The organism is Spirosoma horti (genome assembly GCF_054776595.1).
The window spans coordinates 302,178-321,468 of record NZ_BAAHBQ010000006.1 but is presented as its reverse complement, the minus strand read 5'-3'; the positions used below and the strand labels follow the sequence as shown (position 1 = coordinate 321,468).

Annotated in this window: 18 protein-coding genes; 12 read left to right on the top strand and 6 right to left on the bottom strand. The window is 48.9% G+C overall.

The window, feature by feature from the left end:
* Window positions 1-43 precede the first annotated feature (43 nt).
* The gene (locus ACYVAM_RS19900; protein WP_461070211.1) at window positions 44-2,443 is read left to right on the top strand and encodes a gliding motility-associated C-terminal domain-containing protein; all 2,400 of its coding nucleotides are present in this window, start codon (window positions 44-46) and stop codon (window positions 2,441-2,443) included.
* Window positions 2,444-2,584: 141 nt separating this feature from the next.
* Window positions 2,585-3,163 (top strand): fasciclin domain-containing protein, encoded by a 579-nt coding sequence (locus ACYVAM_RS19895; RefSeq protein ID WP_461070209.1) that lies wholly within the window; start codon window positions 2,585-2,587, stop codon window positions 3,161-3,163.
* Between the two features lie 67 nt (window positions 3,164-3,230).
* Here ACYVAM_RS19895 and ACYVAM_RS19890 read toward each other — a convergent pair whose 3' ends face one another.
* Window positions 3,231-4,169, bottom strand: a complete 939-nt coding sequence (locus ACYVAM_RS19890; RefSeq protein WP_461070207.1) for a hypothetical protein — start codon at window positions 4,167-4,169, stop codon at window positions 3,231-3,233.
* 193 nt (window positions 4,170-4,362) lie between these two features.
* Here ACYVAM_RS19890 and ACYVAM_RS19885 point away from each other — a divergent pair, with 193 nt between their 5' ends.
* Complete coding sequence (locus ACYVAM_RS19885) at window positions 4,363-4,692, top strand: hypothetical protein (RefSeq protein ID WP_461070205.1); 330 nt, start codon at window positions 4,363-4,365, stop codon at window positions 4,690-4,692.
* A gap of 60 nt (window positions 4,693-4,752) precedes the next feature.
* Entirely contained in the window at window positions 4,753-5,952 is a 1,200-nt protein-coding gene (locus ACYVAM_RS19880) for a L,D-transpeptidase family protein (protein WP_461070203.1), read from the top strand.
* Here ACYVAM_RS19880 and ACYVAM_RS19875 read toward each other — a convergent pair.
* Window positions 5,922-6,641, bottom strand: coding sequence for a murein L,D-transpeptidase catalytic domain family protein (locus tag ACYVAM_RS19875; RefSeq protein WP_461070850.1), 720 nt, complete (start codon window positions 6,639-6,641; stop codon window positions 5,922-5,924). The two genes, ACYVAM_RS19880 and ACYVAM_RS19875, sit on opposite strands and share 31 nt — an antisense overlap.
* Before the next feature lie 106 nt (window positions 6,642-6,747).
* On the opposite strand from ACYVAM_RS19875, the gene ACYVAM_RS19870 reads away from it, so the two are divergent.
* From ACYVAM_RS19870 to ACYVAM_RS19860, 3 genes are all read left to right on the top strand, one after another.
* Window positions 6,748-7,488 carry an EcsC family protein gene (locus ACYVAM_RS19870; RefSeq protein ID WP_461070848.1) on the top strand — a complete coding sequence of 247 codons (741 nt, stop codon included), beginning with the start codon at window positions 6,748-6,750 and terminating at the stop codon, window positions 7,486-7,488.
* Between the two features lie 146 nt (window positions 7,489-7,634).
* A complete protein-coding gene (locus ACYVAM_RS19865; RefSeq protein ID WP_461070201.1) occupies window positions 7,635-7,943 on the top strand; it encodes a type II toxin-antitoxin system RelE/ParE family toxin in 309 nt (102 codons plus the stop codon).
* Window positions 7,943-8,290 (top strand): HigA family addiction module antitoxin, encoded by a 348-nt coding sequence (locus tag ACYVAM_RS19860; RefSeq protein WP_461070199.1) that lies wholly within the window; start codon window positions 7,943-7,945, stop codon window positions 8,288-8,290. The genes ACYVAM_RS19865 and ACYVAM_RS19860 overlap by 1 nt, the downstream gene beginning before the upstream one ends.
* 300 nt (window positions 8,291-8,590) lie before the next feature.
* On the opposite strand, the gene ACYVAM_RS19855 is transcribed toward ACYVAM_RS19860, so the two are convergent.
* The 3 genes from ACYVAM_RS19855 to ACYVAM_RS19845 form a co-directional block, all read right to left on the bottom strand.
* On the bottom strand, window positions 8,591-9,559 hold the full coding sequence (locus ACYVAM_RS19855) for a hypothetical protein (protein ID WP_461070197.1): 969 nt from the start codon (window positions 9,557-9,559) through the stop codon (window positions 8,591-8,593).
* A 318-nt stretch (window positions 9,560-9,877) separates the two neighbouring features.
* Entirely contained in the window at window positions 9,878-11,014 is a 1,137-nt protein-coding gene (locus tag ACYVAM_RS19850; protein WP_461070195.1) for a serine hydrolase domain-containing protein, read from the bottom strand.
* Window positions 11,015-11,089: 75 nt separating this feature from the next.
* Window positions 11,090-11,761: an outer membrane beta-barrel protein gene (locus ACYVAM_RS19845; RefSeq protein WP_461070193.1), complete on the bottom strand. Its 672-nt coding sequence runs from the start codon at window positions 11,759-11,761 to the stop codon at window positions 11,090-11,092.
* A gap of 111 nt (window positions 11,762-11,872) precedes the next feature.
* Between ACYVAM_RS19845 and ACYVAM_RS19840 the strand changes: the two genes are divergently transcribed.
* The 5 genes from ACYVAM_RS19840 to ACYVAM_RS19820 all read left to right on the top strand — a co-directional run bounded on the left by ACYVAM_RS19840 (window position 11,873) and on the right by ACYVAM_RS19820 (window position 18,801).
* Window positions 11,873-12,811, top strand: a complete 939-nt coding sequence (locus tag ACYVAM_RS19840) for an EamA/RhaT family transporter (RefSeq protein WP_461070191.1) — start codon at window positions 11,873-11,875, stop codon at window positions 12,809-12,811.
* Window positions 12,812-12,923: 112 nt separating this feature from the next.
* Entirely contained in the window at window positions 12,924-14,504 is a 1,581-nt protein-coding gene (locus tag ACYVAM_RS19835) for a sulfatase family protein (RefSeq protein ID WP_461070189.1), read from the top strand.
* Between the two features lie 196 nt (window positions 14,505-14,700).
* Window positions 14,701-15,582, top strand: coding sequence for a formylglycine-generating enzyme family protein (locus ACYVAM_RS19830; protein WP_461070846.1), 882 nt, complete (start codon window positions 14,701-14,703; stop codon window positions 15,580-15,582).
* A gap of 113 nt (window positions 15,583-15,695) precedes the next feature.
* Window positions 15,696-17,327 (top strand): ABC-F family ATP-binding cassette domain-containing protein, encoded by a 1,632-nt coding sequence (locus ACYVAM_RS19825; protein ID WP_461070187.1) that lies wholly within the window; start codon window positions 15,696-15,698, stop codon window positions 17,325-17,327.
* 124 nt (window positions 17,328-17,451) lie between these two features.
* Window positions 17,452-18,801 carry a dihydrolipoyl dehydrogenase family protein gene (locus ACYVAM_RS19820; RefSeq protein ID WP_461070185.1) on the top strand — a complete coding sequence of 450 codons (1,350 nt, stop codon included), beginning with the start codon at window positions 17,452-17,454 and terminating at the stop codon, window positions 18,799-18,801.
* Between the two features lie 35 nt (window positions 18,802-18,836).
* Here ACYVAM_RS19820 and ACYVAM_RS19815 read toward each other — a convergent pair whose 3' ends face one another.
* Window positions 18,837-19,280: a (4Fe-4S)-binding protein gene (locus ACYVAM_RS19815; RefSeq protein WP_461070183.1), complete on the bottom strand. Its 444-nt coding sequence runs from the start codon at window positions 19,278-19,280 to the stop codon at window positions 18,837-18,839.
* Window positions 19,281-19,291 lie beyond the last annotated feature (11 nt).

Below are 19,291 nucleotides of genomic sequence, written 5' to 3'. Positions count from 1 at the left end.
CGTGAAGCTGACTGTACAAATCTGACTAATTGGCACTGGCGTTATGCGACGGGTGAAGGGTAAGCGTCCATCTCTGATAAAGGTGGGAATGATGTTGATTGCCGGGCTGCTCTTGTCGTTCTGCGTTCGGGCAACTCACATTATCGGTGGCGATGTAAGCATGCGCGCGGTAGGCACAACGCCTGGTCTCTTTCTATTGCAGTTAAATCAATACTGGGATCAAACTAAAACGAGTGCTGGCAATCGGGATCCGTCCGTTACGTTGCTGATTTACCGCAAGCAGAACCCCATACTTATCGAAAAAATTGAACTCACACTTCAGGAAACGCTTCCGCTTACATTCGATAATGAAGCCTGTGCAACGCTTCGCCAATTAGAATTCACGCAGGCAAAATACTACACGACTTATCAGTTTGATACGCAAAAATTTACGGATCCTGGTGGTTACTACATGGTTTGGGAGCGTTGTTGCCGAACGGATAATCTGACAAATGTTAACAGCGGCACAGCCGCGGGTGTTGGCATGGTATTCTACCTGGAGTTTCCGGCAATGACTAAAAATGGCGTGAGTTTTAAAAACTCAGCGCCTGACTTTAGAGTGCCTAATGGCGCTTATATCTGTATAAATAAGTCGTTTACATTCAATGCCGGCGCTACTGATGTAGATGGAGATCAACTCAGGTATTCGCTCGTAACTCCGCTGAACGGCTACACAAATCGGGGTGTCCCCAACAGTATAGATCAGTCGCCAAGAGCCACCTATCCAGTTATTTCGTGGGCGCCAGGCTATAGCCAGACAAACATAATTCCGGGGAATCCTGCCTTGCGTATTGACCCGGCAACGGGCCAGTTAGCGGTTCGGGCCAGTCAGGAAGGGCTTTACTTATTCACGGTTCAGTGCGAAGAATACCGGAATGGCGTGCTTATCGGGGTTGTGCGCCGGGATTTTCAACTGCCTGTTGTCGATTGTTCCAAAAATACACCACCCCCCGCCGTCGTTCTGGCCAATGGAAAGCCGACCACTGAACTGAACTGGTGTGGCACGCAACCGCTGGTGCTCAGTGTCGAGAAAAACCCGGTCTGGGCCTATCAGTGGCAGAAAGACGGGATTAACCTGAGGGGGGCAACAACGGATACGATTCAGGTTGCGGAGTCGGGTGTGTATACCGTTGTCAAGAGCCAGGCCAAAGTTTGTGCAAACGATACCATATCGCAGGCCGTAAAAGTTAACGTGTCAAAAACGGCAGCCGTTAAACTATCGGTAACTACACCCGCTCCCTATTGCACCGGCGACACGATTACGATACAGGCCGATGGGCAACCCGGTACCCAATACCAATGGCTTCGGAATGGGAGGAGTATTGCTGGTGAGCAGGCTACGTTGCGGGTTTATCAGTCCGGGACCTACCGGGTGCTGACAAAATCGACTGTGGCCGAATGCGATGGCCTGGATAGCCTTCAACTAACGATAAATGATCGACCGGCAGCGCAGATCAGTGCATCGGCTGCCAAACTTTGCCCCGATTCATCTGTCCAGCTGACGACAATTTCCAGAACGGGCTACAGCTACGTATGGCAGCAGAACGGTAGTAAACTCACGGACACCGGAAGCCAGGTCTCAGCAAGCCAGGCAGGAACGTATCTCGTCACGGTAACGGCTCCAACGGGTTGCACGGCCGTTTCCAATGTGTATGTGCTGGGTCAGTTTGATCGACTAACGGTACAATTCGATTCTATCGCCCCTGTTTGCATTACGTACCCTAATCCAATTCCCTTACGGGGGCAGCCAGCCGGGGGCATTTATGCGGGCGCTGGTGTAAAAGACAACACATTCGAGCCAGCATTGGCGGGCGTGGGTCGACATGAATTAACCTATATGATTACATCGGCAGATGGCTGTCGGGTGTCGGCGGATCGGTGGGCCGTTGTGTCGGGTGGGCCTACGTTAACCGGCCAAACGACCTATGGTATCGTTAAAGGCGCTACTGTTCAACTCGTAACTCAGAGTGATGAGCCCATCAGCCAATATCAATGGAGCCCGCCAACGGCCTTGAGTCGGGCGGATGTGGCCAGCCCCGAGGCCAGTCCGGTCGAAACGACACCGTATCAGCTAACGGCCGTCAGTGTGAGTGGTTGTGTTGCCACATTTGCGGTGCTGGTTGAGGTAAGCGAGCCGCTTTATATTCCGTCGGCCTTCTCGCCCAATGCCGATGGCATGAACGACTTGTGGGTAATACCCAACATTGGGTCCTTCCCGCAGGCTGAAGTGTCGATCTTTAGTCGCTGGGGCGAACTCATCTATTTTTCCAGGGGATATGACCAGCCCTGGGATGGCACCTACAGGCACGAAACGGTGCAAACCGGGATCTATACCTACCAGATTAAAACGGGTAACGGGCCGTTGACTACAACTTACCGAGGCCAATTGTCGGTTATTCATTAACCTATTGTGGCCTTTCGCTCAGTTTCTTTCCTTTCTGAACAATTTTCTGGGGTGTCCCGACCGTTTAATCAACAAATTGGAGCGTTTGTTCCGGGCTTGTCTGTACAACAAGTCGTATGTTTTATTTCTAACTAAATCCAAATGAATAAGACACCATTTTTATGCCTGGCCGTTTCGTTCACGCTGCTGGTGAGTTCGTATGCGACTGTCGTGGCGCAAAGTCAGAACTCAGCAGCCCAAACCACCACAACCACCACCACGGTCAAGACGGGTGCGTCGACGGGAAAAGACCTGGCGATCAGTGCTGCAAAATCAGCTAATCATACGATCTTGTTTCGGGCTTTGCGGGTTTCGGGCTTAACCGAACAGGCAAGCGGTAAGGGCCCTTATACCGTTTTTGCGCCAACGAATGAGGCTTTCGAAAAACTCCCGGCCGAATCGGTGGCTGAATTGTGGAAGCCCGAAGGCAAACCAAAACTGATAAAACTGCTGGCCTATCACGTGGTGAAGGGCAAGTTCACCGCCGACCAGTTGCAGGACGGTCAGAAATTAAAAACCGTTACGGGTGGAACGTTAACGGTAGGGAAGCAGGGCGATAACATAACCATTACTGATGGCGCGGGAAGTACGGCGACCATCAATCAGGCCGATGTTGAAGCGACGAATGGGATCGTACATTCGATTGATACCGTATTGATGCCAACGGCGCCCAAACAATAAGTCGGGTATACAGCCAAAAACAGCGAGGTTCCTAACGCAATCAGGCTTTATGGACCTCGCTGTTTATTTACCGGGCCAGTGCCAGCACTAAACTTTGTAAGTCCTGATTGATGGATCGAACGGATGACTGGAGTTGGTTGAGCATACTGGCCCGATTGTGCAGATCGTCGGCCTGATAATTGCCCCCTTTGCCAAAGTATAGCGCTTGCTGATTTGCCGGAATACCATTGAGCACATAGTTCTGCCAGCGCTCGCGGGTATTGTAACTAATGGTATGCTCGCCAATGTTGCTGAACAGTTTCTCATTCAGGAAATACCAAATCATAGGTGGATAAACGGACGACTGTTTGGGCTGATACCAAATGTCGGCTAACAGATTTCGATCATGCTGAAACGGAACGGAATGTGAAGAAGACGTAGCGGCCAGCCCGCCAAAACCGGCGCTGAGAACCCCACCGCTAACGCCTACTACTTTGTTGGCCCCATCGGCATGAATCAAAGCTGTGGCTACGGTCGTTACAGCACCTAATACAACGGATAAAATAGTCAGTCGTCTGATGCGCTGGGCGTCGCGCTGATCTAAATACGTTGCGATTCGGTTGGCCCGTTGACTTTCACAGTCCAGTTCGGCAGCCAGCCCCGAAATTTGGACAGACGTCAACGTGATTCGGCTAAGAATTCGCCGGTATGTGGTCAAGATTTCCAGGCGATTGTCTGACTGTTGGCTGCCTTCCAGACGAACCAACTCACGCAATAGCGGTAAGATGCCCATTGCATTGGCCAGTACCAAGTCGTGGTGCGAATACCGACGCGTCAGGCTGGTATCCGTTGCCAGTATGGTTTCGATATTGTCCAGCGGAAGGCTGCTGGCGTCATACTGGTAAGTAATTGTGGGTTCGCAATAGTTATGGGATGTCGCTTGGGGTTGATGGCTGAGTGACCGGCAGGAGGTCAGAAAAGCACCCAGTGCCAGACTGAGCAGGAGGTGAAGTGGTAGCGATTTCATCAAGTAGTTTGGTGAACAGGGAATGATTCAGACGTGATGTACAACTAATGGCAGATAAGCTTGGTTACATGTTGCAAGTTTCGTAGGTCTAAGTATCTGATAATTAGCAGTTTGATCGGAGAAGTCTCTGTTGTAGAGACTTGTATGTTACGACGGTAAAAATACTATTGTATTTCGATACCTATCTACCCTTATGCCAGCCAATCAACAGAAGCCCGTTTTTGCCGCTCATGCCCACAGCAAACGATCGGCCTTACTGGTAGGAAGTCTGCCCTTTGACAGTGATGAAGACTGCATAAAACGGCCCCTCGATGCGCTCGGCTCAACCCTATTTTGCCTGTCTGATGGAGAAGCAGACGAGAAAACGCCCGCCTTTCCCAAAGGCAACCGCATGGTCTGGATGGTGTATGCCATTGAGAAACTGACTCAGGGCAAAGCCAACCGGAAGGTAAGCAAACAACCCATTCGCAGAGCCGATGGTATGGACATGATGGCTGAGTTAGCCAACGCTTCTGAAGATTAATGTTACAACCAATGGCTCGTTTATCATGTTATATGATGCAAGCACATTGACTACATACATATGGATAACCGAAGAATAAGAATTGGCATAGGAGTGGTGGTAGGTTTGGTCATTCTGTTCTTTGTTGGGAAGTACCTGTTCACAAACAAAAACGAAAAGCCAGATCAGGCTAAGGTTGAAGAACAGAAATCGGAAGAATCTGGTCGGCAAGTTGCTCAGCTCGTGCACCAGGCATGCCAGTACGCCGACTCAGTGGGAATCGATACCACCCGTTATAAACTGAGTGCCGATGCCGCTCAAAACGAGGAAGTTTTAGCGGATGTAATGATGGAAATTCGCTACGGCAAAAAACCGTCCCGCATGGCGTTTAGCGGCTTAAAAGAAACCGTAGACTCGACTTGGTCTGCCAAAGCTGAACCCAGTTCGCTGGCGACACTGGCTACATTTATCCCTTATAAACAACTGGTTGGGCACTATAACCGACTTCGGAAACAGGGGGCGGGCAATCCTGCTTTTGCCGATTCACTGCGCCTGATCCGGCAGACGCTCAATTTCTACCGATACGTCAATCGGTTCGATCCTGATCAGTTTGTGCTGGTTAATATTCCGGCCGGCGAATTAAACGTGTTCGACCGGACTGGTAAACGGCTGCTACCCATGCAGGTTATTTCGGGCAAACCCGATAAAATGACGCCCTGTATGACTACCTACATTCAGGATATTGTGATGTATCCGTACTGGAACGTACCTAAGAATATTGCCCTGAGTGAAATGCTTCCCCGAATGAAGCGGGATTTATCATACATCTATAACCAGAACCTCCAGATTCTGGACGAAAAAGAGCACGAAGTTGACCCGGAAGATATTGATTGGGACAGCCTGTCCGAAACAAACTTTCCGTATCGCGTTCGGCAAGCGTCTGGTTGTGAAAACTCGCTGGGCTTATTGAAGTTCAACCTGGCAAATCCACTGGCGATTTACCTGCACGATACCAACAGCCGGGACCTGTTCACCAGTACGAAAGATCATTGGCGCAGCCACGGTTGTGTGCGCGTTCAGAAGCCCGTTGAGCTGGCTAACCTGGTGCTGGGTACCAACACCTTCGACGCTGCGTTTATGAACAAATGCCTGATCGACCAGAAACCTCGCACATTACCCATTCCGAAGAAGTTTCCAGTCTTTATCACCTACAACATCGCCGATGTTGATGCCAGCGGAAAGCTGCATTTCTACAAAGATGTGTACTCGTTGGCTAAGTAAGCCGACTGTTTCAGGTAGTCGGGATTGGGCGAATAAACGAACAGGCAGGAGCCACCTTTAACGGCCTGAATGATGCCCTTCGATTCGGCATACGGTACGGCCGGGCACCCCTGGCTACGGCCTAGGCGACCTGTTTTGCGAATAATATCCTCGCAAACATAATCCGCTCCGTGCAGAACGATGTTTCGGTTGTACACATTGTCATTAAAGCCTTTTTCCAGCCCCTTGAGCTGTAGGGAAAGGCCATGTTTGCCCATGTATGTATTCAGCGTCTGGTAAAAACCCAGACTACTTTGAAAGGACGACTGGGCGTTGGAGAACCGGTTGGCCATCAGGTCGCCGGAGTTGCGTCCATGCGAGACATAGGTGTTAAAAAGTAATTTTTTTTGGACTAAATCGACTACGTATAAGCGTTTGTGAGAGGAGGGCTGGCTGAGATCGACAATCGTCAGCATTGATTTAGCCGTGTCTGTTTTTTGCCAGCCGCGCAATGCGTACTCAAAAACGCTTTTCTGCAAGCCAACTTTGCTGAGGTTCAACTGGTCGTAAACATCCAGGTGAGCCATAGTTTTGACTTTCTTTGGCGCTGTTGCTACCGTTTTTACGGTTGGGCCTGGTATAGTTTTGTGTGCAGTGCTGGCAAAATAAATCAATACAATAGCCACCATCACAACCAGGACATTCATCATACCTACTAACTTGCGACGTCGGGATTTATGAATATGCATATAATTTCAACAAGCTTACGGGTCTTTTGATTCGATGAAGATACCACTTTTTGCCAAAAATAGCAGCATGAATCCATACGAACAAGCCGTCCAGACGGAACTGATTCGCTGGCAGCAGGCCATGCAAAAGCCGCCCTCAAGATTTGGAAAGCTGTCAACATCGGTACAAAAGCGGATTAATCGAATCATTCCGGATCGTATTCACGCCCTCATTACGGCGACTATCAAGCAGATGACGCGGGCGGTCTTGTTCGGGGCCGATTTCCTGAATCGTGCGCCTGTATCCGGGCAGACATTGATCCAACGGGATGCGGCCGTGGCCCGGCGTATCGAATTCTACAAGAAAACCAGTGCGGCCGAAGGGGGCGTTACGGGCGCTGGAGGTATTCTGCTCGGTCTGGCGGACTTTCCCCTGTTGCTCAGTCTGAAGATGAAACTGCTGTTTGAAATAGCGAGCCTTTATGGGTATTCGACCAGTGATTACCGCGAGCGGGTTTTCATTTTATACGTTTTTCAACTGGCCTTTTCGAGTCAGGAGCGTCGGCAGGTTATTTATCAGCACCTTGCTAACTGGCCGGAGCACAGCCGCCAATTACCCAATGATATCAATCAGTTCGATTGGTTGACCTTTCAGCAGGAATACCGCGATTACATTGATCTGGCTAAGATGGCGCAGTTAATTCCCGGCATTGGGGCCGCCGTTGGTATCGTGGTCAATTACCGACTCGTCAACCAGCTCGGCCAAACGGCCATGAATGCGTACCGGATGCGCTTGGTGCAGGATGCACCGTCTTTGCTGAAAGAATAGGAGATTTTGTAGGGCCTGCTTTTCTGAGGTAAGTGAGCCCCGCAGGCTTGACCGAAATTCCTCATGATTTCCTATAAAAGGCTAAGCACATTTCACAAAAACTATTCGGCAAGGGATGAATAAACCAAGTAGGTTTATTGTTACTTTTGAAGCGCTATGACAATACGCTTTGCCACCAAGCAATTGAAAACTGGTTCACTGAAGATTATTCAGGTAAACAACCTTTTAGTGCCGCTGTCCTCAAAGCCTACCAGAAGACAGTTCGTAAACTTGATGCCGCTGATAGTGTAACGATACTGAAGCAAAACAAATCGTTAGATTTTCACTCCCTTAAGCGTGAGCTGGCAGGCAAATATGCGGTTCGTGTTAACATGCAGTACCGGATCGTGTTTAGCCTGACCCAGGAAGGAGAACTCGAAATTATTGATATTGAACAACTAACCGACTATCACTGATGATACTCAACAGCAAAGGAGAAGAAGTATTTGCAGCCCATCCTACGCATCCAGGCGAAATGTTAGCCGATGAATTAGAGCAGCGCGCCATCACCCAAAAACAACTGGCGGAGCAAATAGAGGTTAGCGCTACGTTTATTTCTGAATTAACCCATGGCAAAAAGAGCGTATCAGTCGCTATGGCGTTGAAGCTAGAGCAAGCCCTACAAATAGATGCCTCCTTCTGGCTGAATGCGCAACGCAATTACAACCGGGATTTGGCTTACCACAAAGCCAAGCGTGAATTAAAACGGTTAAACGTACCAGAGTCTAAGCAAAAGGAACTACTCAAAGCAGTAGCTTCATAAGTCATCTAAGTTAGCAACCGAAACGCTTTTTACCTGTTCTACTCACCAGTGATTGGTCAGTCGGCTGGTATGTTGCAAGTTAATAAATAATGCTCATTTACAGCTAGTTAACTTATTGAATGTAACCCGACAACACTGCTTACTTAGGCGAGTTACCTAACGACTATGGGCGTTGATGGTGAGCAGAATATTTAACTTAACAAACGTACTTGAGCCTTTGTCCACTCATTTTGTTAAGCTTAATAGCTATTCTACAGGACACGCTTCCGGTCACCCGGCAATGATTCTAAGACGAGTAAACTATTCAGGATTTTCTAGACGAGCAGAAGAAATCGTACTATTTATAAATTTTGTTCTGTTGTCAAATGACTTGGGTGTTCCAATAACCTCACCATTACCTGTTAGCATATAGTTAAACTCCCATTCCCCATTCTCATTGAAAAGAAACTGAATCTTCTGAGCATTGGCCAGCTTCATTAACGATTTTATTTTATCGCTGACGCCATGTAGAGAGTCTTTTTGAATTGCTTTCACTACGTCATCTGGCTTTCTTGTAACAACAACAAGTTCAATGTTTATTTCCCCTAAAATTTGGATGACATACGTTACAGGTCTAAGTTTCGGTATTGCGACTGCCGTTATTTTCTTGGCTGTAACACTGACAAAATTATAGAACTTAGAAATGTCGCTAGAAGATAGTTCGCCAAATTTTTCGCCCAGTTTTTCACTAAACTTAAACAGAAAAGTTAATCCAAGCAGATAAGCTACAATTTCTGGGGTTAGCTTTATTAAGATTTGCGGATCAGGTATTTCTGATTTTCTTCCAAATTCAGATAAATCAAAATCATACTCTATTTCTGATTCTATACTATTTTTAAATTTTTCCACGCTATCTGGTTGATTGCCGAGATTGGTAATATCAACTGAAACTTCTATACTTTCTAACTCCTCATATTCGATTGAATTAAAAGGTCTACCACCTTCTTTTAACCGTTCTACATATAAGTCTTCCCCTTCTTCAGACTCAATAATGAGACCTTCATTAAAGTAGCTCTGCTCGACAATTAGTATTGTCTCACCGTCATCTCCAATGTACGTTTCTGCGTTTTTAATTTGTCCTAAAGGTGGCATGGTGGCATTATGCTCAAATAAGAGTTGAACGGCTTTTTCACCATTTATTATGTCTCTCATCTGTTTCAGAGCGGAGGGCATAATGCGATGATTGTGCCGATCTAAATGAGAGGACGCCATTATAACTTTTTTATTCATAGGGATTATTGGTTATGGATTTTTGTTGAATGACGATAAGAATATATAAAGTAAATATCAAATTCTGCTCACTGTGGCTATCTAACAATTAACCACTAATCATTCAGTATGCGTTCTACATTGGCTACTTTGGGTGACTAAATAGAAAAGTATTTCACTTTCACACAATCCTATACAAATAGATCAACTTACACAAACGAAACGTAAAATAAACTTCCTGTAAATCAAGATAGTAAACGCTTATGTACTGTTAATATCTATCTAGAATGCTTTATAACTGAATGCGCTTTTTGAGCGAGAAAAACCTTGATTCTGCCACTACTTCGCCTGTTTCTGGCCTTTCTTGTAGGATTTGTACCCCAGGAAATCAACGGTCGATGGGCTGAATCCCATGAACTGATGGGTTATCTCGTCGATAAGGCGAAGTCCGTTTTCGGAATTGGTGAAGTAAACGACGGCGTCCTGGCGCTTCCGATTGCCAACTATATAGCATCTATACGTGTCGTTGTCGCCCCAATGCCAGAAATAATCCCCGTTTGGCGTGTGCTCCAGACCGAACCCTAAGCCCCAGCTTAAACCTGGCGAAAGGGAATCGCCACCCGAAAGCTTTTTAGGCAAGCGGCCCTGGGGCGATAGCATCTGATCGACAGAGCTTGTTTTGAGTCCTGTTGGCGTCAGGATAGCCAGCAGAAACCGGGCGTAATCATCGGCGGTCGTTTGTAAGGAGTAGGCTGCATTCGCGTAATTCGACTTGTCTTTTGGTTCCGGCTCACTTGCCTTGTTATGCGGGAGGGCAAAGTCGTTGTCGAAAGCGGAGCTCCAGACGTAGCTGCTGCGGGTCATCTGTAAGGGAGTAAAAACGCGCTCCGTCATAAAGACATTCAGAGGTTGGCCCGTAATTTTCTCCACTACTTTTTGCAGATAGAAAAAGCCCTCACCCGAGTACCCGAATCGCTCGCCGGGAGCAGCCACCATCGCTAACTGGGGTAACCTTCTGTTTTTACGCCAGTTTGGAAACCCCGTTCGGTGGCTCAGTACCATACGGGCCGTAATTTTTTTATAACGCTCATCCTCCGCAGCGTCCGGATAGGGTAGGTACTCGAACAGGGGTTTGTCCAAGTCGATCTTTCCCTGTTCAACCAGCTGCAATACGGCGTACGCAAAGACGGTTTTGCTGAGCGAGGCCGCATCGAATACCGTTGCGGAGGTAACTCGTTGTGTCGAATCGGCTTTGGTCAGGCCATAGCCCTGGCTGTAATGCAGCTTGTTTCCCCGAATAACCGCAATGGACAGTCCCGGCACGTGAGTGCTGTCCATGAGTTGCGTTATGAATTGGTCGATCTGGCGCGGTGTCATCTCGGCTGATACCGCTTGTGCGCTGGCCGACGCCGACACCAGAATGCCGACTGACAGAAAAAGAAGACGTTTTGTGAAAGAACGTAATGAATGGCTCATCGGGACAAGTTTGAGTGGTAGATCACCTGCTGAAAAGCGTTGTATAAGCCGGTGATTGGTAGTCGATACAGGTTACTAAAACGAATACGCCAACTGTGTCAGCAGGCTGAGTTCAAACCTTGGGTTGTCGGTATTCGCTCCGCCTATCTGCCCCAGCTGGTACGTCCATGCGGGTTGAGCTATGAGTGTATACTGACGACTGAGCTGGTATTTTGCACCAGCTCCCAGCATGAGGTTGAAAACAGGACGACTGCTGTTCTCCAAAACAAGATTCTGTGTCGATTCGGCTGCCCGCACAACGACCACCCGCGCCGACAGGGGAATATCGGTTAATAAGCCCAGCGAAAAATAGGGCGTTAACCGTTTCGTCGACGACGCGTAATTGAGCAGTACAGGAAGGCGGATGGCCCGGTTATGTACCGTTGTTGTTCCTTCACCAGCCGCCGTCTGGCGTGCCTGTCGCGTAGTTAATTGTTGATACCAGATACCCGACGCAACCGACCAGCCGGGTGCGTAGTTGTACAGAACGGATACCCCAGCTGAATAACCCGGCGCCCACCGTTTGCCGTTCATGTAAATAGGCTCCACAATCTGGCCAGCACTGTTGGGATAAAAAAAACGGGATTTATACGATGTATGTGAATAGGTAGGGGCCACCGTGGCTGAAATCGCCAGTTTCTGCTGCCCGAATACAAGGGTCGCTGGAAACCAGAAAAGAGCAATCAGCAGGCGTATGGTCAATGGCATAACGGAGTGGCTATTTTCAGAATAGATCAGTAAACGGTCTTTAAAGATAAGCGGGTAACCGAACAGTAAAGTAACTTAGGCCCAAAATTACCAATCCGATACCTGCCGCTCATGCTTTTTTTAAGCCTAAGTATTCTTCTTTCGGTATTTCTGCTGCTGAATTTCCGGCTGTTTCCACGCTATGAAATCAACACATTCCAGGCGATTGTTTTCAACTACCCGGTCTGTTTTCTAACGGGCTGGTTGCTACTGCCAGCCGGACAATCGTTCATCATTGATTTTTCGCAAACCTGGACGTGGTTGTCGCTGGGCTTAGGCGTGGGATTTATTTTAACGTTCCTGCTGTCGGGGGCGTCTACCCAGCGAATGGGAATTACGGCGACATCGCTGGCTAATAACCTATCGCTGGTCATTCCAGTCTGCTTTAGTCTGTTTGTCTTTCGGACGGGCGGAGGGACCTCGGGCTTCGATACGCTCAATTATTTGGGGTTAGTTCTAGCTGTCGTTGCGGTTGGTTTGAGCACCTATAAAAAGGAGGAGCGTACGGAAAAGCCGAGTGATACGAAGGATAGAAAGCCAGGTCGGTCCGGCCTTACTATTTTATTGCCCGTGGGTGTGTTCCTTTTTTACGGAGCCACCAACACCATGATCAACTACATGAACCTGCACTATATTCCCTCTGCCGACAAAACCGTTCAGGTAACCCTGACAATGGTATTGGGAGCCGTTGTGGCTGGCCTTGGTATGCTGATCGTGCGGATCATTCAGGGTAAGGAAACGATTCAGGCCAAAAGTCTGATTGGCGCTGTTACGCTGGGCGTCCCCAACTTTCTTAGCTTTTATACATTGTTGCTGGCTTTGTCAGCTTTTGGTAGTAATGGAGCCTTTGTGTATCCGCTTTACAACATTGGTGTGATTTTACTGGCTGCCCTGATGGCTACACTCTTTTTTCGCGAGAAGCTATCGACAGCCAATAAAATTGGGCTTGGTCTAGCCGTGTTGGCCATCGGCCTGATTTCGTGGCAAGAGTTGGCGAAGGTGGGTTCGTAAGGACAGGCGTTCTATGACTGCAAGGAACGAATCAACCTTCTGGAAAGTAAAAAAAGGCCCGACCCGGTCTTTATCAGAAAACGGTCGATCTGTGCTTATTTTTCAATCCGTTATGAACCGAAAAAATACCATTCTTTCTACTCTTGCCATTTGCTCGGTGCTAGCGGGCCTGCTGGCTGTGTCTGGTAGTATCGCTAAAAAGCAGGAAACGTCTCCGCCAGCCCGTCAGAATACCGTACCACCCAATATTATCTTTATTTTTTCCGACGACCATACCTCCCAGGCAATCAGCGCCTATGGAAGCAAGCTGGCTAAGACGCCGAACATTGATCGTATTGCCAAAGAAGGGGCAATTCTGCACACAAACGTTGTGACCAACTCCATTTGTGGACCCAGCCGGGCGACGTTGCTCACGGGGAAATTCAGCCACCTGAATGGCTATAAACTGAATGAAAAAGTATTTGATATAAACCAGCCGGTATTTACCGAAGAGTTACAGAAAAATGGCTACCAAACTGCCTGGGTGGGCAAAATGCACCTGGGTAGTTTGCCGCACGGATTCGATTACCTGAACGTGTTGCCCGGTCATGGTCATTACTACAATTCGGAGTTTATCAACTCGAAAAATGAATCGGTTCGCTATCCGGGTTATGTAACCAACGTGATTACGAAACTGTCTATCGACTGGCTCAACCAACGCGATCAATCAAAACCGTTTTTTCTGGTGGTTGGGCACAAAGCGACCCACCGGGAATGGCTGCCCGACGCTCCCGATCTGGGCGCTTATGATAAGGTCAACTTTCCATTGCCCGCAACGTTTTATGATGAGTATGCGGGTCGTGAAGCCGCCAAAGATCAGGACATGACCATCGAAAAAACGATGCGCCTGAAGGAGGATCTGAAGGTGCATGCCGACTATGAAAACAGTGGTATTTTTAACCGATTGACACCGGAGCAGAAGAAGCCTTTTTACGACTATTACGAGAATAAAATCAGCAAGGAGTTTGACGCCAAAAAACTCTCTGGCCGCGCTCTGGCCGAATGGAAATACCAGCGCTATCTGAAAGATTATTTATCGGTTGCCAATTCGCTGGATCGTAACATTGGCGAATTGCTGAATCACCTGGATAAAAGCGGTCTGGCCAAAAATACGGTGGTCATTTATGCCTCTGACCAGGGATTTTATCTCGGCGAACATGGTTGGTTCGATAAGCGGTTTATCTACGAAGAATCGCTAAAGACGCCCTTTGTTATTCGCTATCCGGGCGTTATAAAGCCGGGGACTCAAATCCGCGACCTGATTTCCAACATCGACTGGGCACCTACGCTGCTGAACCTGACCGGCACCGCCGTCCCCAAAGCCATACAGGGTGAGTCGTTTCTGCCGTTGTTAAAAGGAGAGAAGGTTCCCTGGCGCAAGGAAGCGTATTACCACTACTATGAGTATCCAGAGCCGCACCACGTTTATCCGCACTTTGGCATCCGAACAGACCAATATACATTAGCCCGGTTTTATGGACCGAAGGATTTCTGGGAATTATATGACATTAAAAAAGATCCTCATAACATGCATAATCTGTATGGCATGAAAGGCTATGAGGCAATAACGGCTGACTTGAAAACGAGACTGAAAGAGCAGATGCAGAAGTACAAGGATGATGAAGCGCTTACCCTTCTGGAACGTAAATTATAACGGACGGACTGTCTTACTGGGCTATGCTCTTTTTGCCGGGTTGTTCGCCTGCAACTCCACAAATAAACCCGCAAATGAGCAGGCCACGACGGCCGATACGGGTGCTACCTGCGTTGCCAACGGAATGCCTTCGCGGTCGGCGGCTATTCGCACGGCGGCTTCGAAGGATGGTTCGGGAGTGACGGGCACGAAGGACATGGTCTGGATTCCCGGCGGAACGTTTTTGATGGGTGCCGACGAGTTTCCCGATGCCCGACCCGTACATTCGGTTACGGTGAAAGGCTTCTGGATGGATGAGCATGAGGTAACCAACGCCGAGTTTGCCCGGTTTGTATTGGCCACAAACTACATAACGGTAGCCGAGCGCCCACTCAATCCGGCCGATTATCCGGGCGTTCCGGCCGAGCAGCTGGTGCCTGGCTCAGCGGTATTTACGCCCCCTGCCCAGAAAGTCTCACTGGCGAATCCGCTGCAGTGGTGGGAATACGTGAAAGGGGCAAGCTGGAACCATCCAACTGGGGCGAAAAGTAACCTCGTCGGACATGAAAAGGAGCCTGTCATCCATGTCAGTTATACCGATGCTGCAGCCTATGCCAGGTGGGCCGGAAAGCGTCTGCCCACTGAGGCCGAATGGGAATTTGCCGCTCAGGGCGGTAAAGGAAATCGAACGTATTATTGGGGTAACGAGCTGAAGCCCGCCGGAAAATGGATCGCTAATATCTATCAGGGTGATTTCCCCTCAAGGAACACGACGGAAGATGGCTTCGCGGGCGTTGCACCCGTCAAATCATTTCCCGCTAATCCGTATGGACTGTATGATATGGATGGCAATGTGTGGGAGTGGTGCCAGGATTTGTACCGGCCTGATTACTACAGCAAATCGCCGAAAACGGACCCGCGCGGCCCTACCGATAGCTACGATCCTGAAGAACCCGGAGCGGTCAAGCACGTGCAGCGGGGCGGGTCATTCCTGTGCAGCGATCAATATTGTATCCGGTATAAGGCTGGCAGCCGGGGCAAGGGTGAAATAAGCAGTGGAAGCAACAATCTTGGCTTTCGGTGTGTGCGCGAAAAGTAAGAGGCCGCTGGTATCAGCTCACGGCCTCAGTCATAGAAGTCTATGAAATCACGTCCAGATTTTTCGTTAAAAATTCGTACCTTTGCGGCTCAATCTGAATAGGAGATCACGTCATGATATCGGTCCAAAACGTCTCACTGCGCTATGGTAAGCGGGTGCTTTTCGACGACGTAACTATAAAATTCACTTCCGGCAACTGTTATGGTGTTATTGGCGCCAACGGAGCCGGGAAGTCCACGTTTCTAAAAATTCTATCGGGCGAAATCGAGCCGCAAACGGGTTCGGTCATTATGACCCCCGGCGAGCGCATGTCCGTATTGAGCCAGAATCAATCCGCTTTCGATGAGTATCCGGTTCTGCAAACGGTTATTATGGGCAACCAACGCCTATATGACATCATGCAGGAGAAAGATGTCTTGTATGCCAAAACCGAATTTACGGATGCCGACGGTGAAAAAGCGGCTGAACTGGAATCGGAATTCGCCGAGATGAACGGCTGGGATGCCGAATCGGATGCGGCTAGTCTGCTGTCGGGTTTGGGCATCAAAGAGGATATGCACTACACACTGATGAGCGAAATTAATGGCTCTGAAAAAGTGCGTGTACTGCTGGCTCAGGCGTTGTTCGGTAGCCCCGATGTGCTGCTGCTGGATGAGCCGACCAACAACCTCGATGTCGAGTCCGTTTTGTGGCTCGAAAACTTCCTGGCTAACTTCAATAACACCGTCATCGTGGTATCTCACGATCGTCACTTCTTAGATCAGGTTTGTACGCAGATCGTCGACGTGGATTTCAGCAAGGTTAAGCTCTTCGCCGGGAACTACTCGTTCTGGTATGAGTCGAGCCAACTGGCTCTGAAACAACGCCAGGATCAGAACAAGAAAACGGAAGACAAGCGGAAAGAACTCGAAGAGTTCATACGTCGTTTCTCGGCTAACGCGTCTAAATCGAAGCAGGCTACGAGCCGCGGTAAGTTGCTCGAAAAACTTACCCTGGACGACATTCAGCCCTCATCACGGAAGTACCCATATGTCAATTTCAAAGCCGAACGTGAACCCGGTGATCAGATTTTGACGGTTGAAAACCTGACCTATACGGCTGAAGACGGCACAAAATTATTTGAAAACCTGTCGTTCACGATGAACAAGCAGGATAAAATATTTCTGTTTAGTCGGGATGGACTGGCCGTTTCGGCGCTGCTGGATATTCTGGCGGGCGAGCGTAAAGCGGATTCAGGTACGTTCCGCTGGGGCATAACCATCACTATGTCTTATTTCCCAACTGATGCCGAAAAAGAGAAATTTTTCCAGACGGACCTGAACCTGGTCGACTGGTTGCGGCAGTATTCGGTGGAGAAAGACGAAAGCTTCATTCGGGGTTTCCTGGGCCGTATGCTGTTCTCGGGTGAGGAATCGCTCAAGAAAGCGACCGTCTTAAGCGGGGGCGAAAAAGTGCGTTGCATGCTATCGAGAATGATGCTTTCCGGAGCTAACCTCCTGATGCTCGACGAACCAACCAACCACCTCGACCTCGAATCTATCGAATCGTTGAACAACGGTCTGATTGATTTCAAAGGACCTATTCTGTTTACATCCCATGACCACCAGTTTGTGCAGACGGTTGCCAACCGTGTGATTGAAATTACCCCGGCTGGCATCTTGGATAAACTGATGACCTATGATGAATACCTTACGGATGAACGCGTGAAGGCGCAACGTGAGGAGTTATATGAGGCTGTGGCATAATCAATTCTGGCCTAAACGTTCTAGTATAAAAAAGTGGTTGATTCACCCGAATCAACCACTTTTTTTTTAGCCAGTGCCGTTCATTTTGTGTTATAGTGTTAACTCGTCACCATTCACAGGGTATATGCAGGTTTTTGACTTAATTGTAATAGGCACCGGTTCGGCCGGCGCAACGGTTGCGCAGAAAGCACGGGAAGCGGGTAAAACGGTGGCCATCATCGATAAACTGCCTTTTGGCGGGACATGCTCACAACGGGGTTGCGATCCCAAAAAAGTGCTGGTTGGAGCCGCTGAGATCATTGCCCGATCCGAACAAATGACTGGAAAAGGCATTACGAACCAACCGGCTATCGACTGGCCTGAGCTGATGGCGTTCAAGAAGACATTTACGGATCCGGTTCCTGAGAAAACGAATAAGAAATTTGCTGATCTGGGTGTTCAGACTTTTCATGGCGTTGCGTCGTTTTCGTCGGCCAATACAGTACGTGTTGGCAACGATGAGTTACAGGCAGACCATGTCGTTTTGGCATCGGGATTGGAGCCTAAACCACTCAATATTCCCGGAGAGGAACTGCTGATTGACAGCACGGTCTTTTTGGAGCTACCGCAACTACCTGATCAAATTGTGATGGTTGGTGGAGGTTATATTGCCTTTGAATTCGCGCATATAGCCGCCCGCGCCGGGTCAAAGGTGACTATTCTACATCAGGGGAAACGCCCATTGGAGGGCTTCGATGCCGATCTGGTGGCTGTGCTGGTCAAGGCGATGGAAGCCATCGGCATACGCATTGTGCTGAACGCCACTGTAACTGCCATTTCCGGAAAAGAAGGCGATCTGGCCGTAGCCTATACGCAGCAAAAGGAAAGTCATTCAGTATCGGCTAAACTTGTCGTTCATGCGGCCGGACGCGTGGTTAATTCGGCGGAACTTGGCCTGGAAAAAGCGGGCATCGATGTGGGCAAAAAGGGTGTATTGGTCAATGAATACCTGCAGAGCGTTTCTAATTCGACTGTCTATGCCTGTGGCGACGTTGCTGATAAGGGGCTACCGCTCACGCCATTGGCATCTTATGAAGGTAACATTGTCATCGATAACATACTGAACGGCAATCGGCAAACGTATCAGAACACCCCAGCGCCATCTGCCGTTTACACCTTGCCAACGTTGGCATCGGTTGGCTTAACGGAGGAGCAGGCCAACGAGCAGGGCAGGAAAGTAAAGGTGATGTTTCAGGAAACCAGCGACTGGTACAGCAGCCGACGAATTAACGAATCCTTCTCAGCTTTTAAAACACTGGTCGATGAGGAAACCGACGAAATTGTTGGAGCGCATTTGCTGGGCACTGGCAGCGACGAAGTCATCAATCTCTTCACCGTGGCCATAAAGCACCATATTTCGGCCAAAGACCTGGGAAATACATTGTTTGCCTACCCAACGCATGGATCGGACCTGAGTTCGATGTTACCCGCATAGAAGCCAGCTTTTTGGCTGTCAGGATTGGGCTTCTGTCAGCCAACAAACCCAATCCTGACGTGCGACCCATCACAGTACGGTTTGTTGCTGCTGGCTCCGCATCGGCAAAAAGCCGTGACTTTATTCTTTTGGGTTTCCTGTCCGTCAGGGCTTTTAACGGTTAAGTTTCCGTACACCAGCAGCGGGCCGTTCGGCATTGGCTCGACAATGCTTTCGGCTTGTACGTTCTCAGGTTGTATATTTTCCTGATTCCAGAAATAGCTCAACGCCCTGGAGGGGCAACGGTCTACCTGTTCGGTAATTCGTTGCGTGGTCGTCCCTTCCATATTGACCCAGGGGCGGGCCTTCGGATTGAAAACTTCGGCCAGTTGCGTCCAGCAAAGCTTCGAATGGATGCATACGTTCGGCTTCCAGACAACGGTAATCTCGCCGTTGGTGTATGTTTTGGTAATATCGGGCGTAGGTTCGGATGGGTTCATGGGTTGTTATC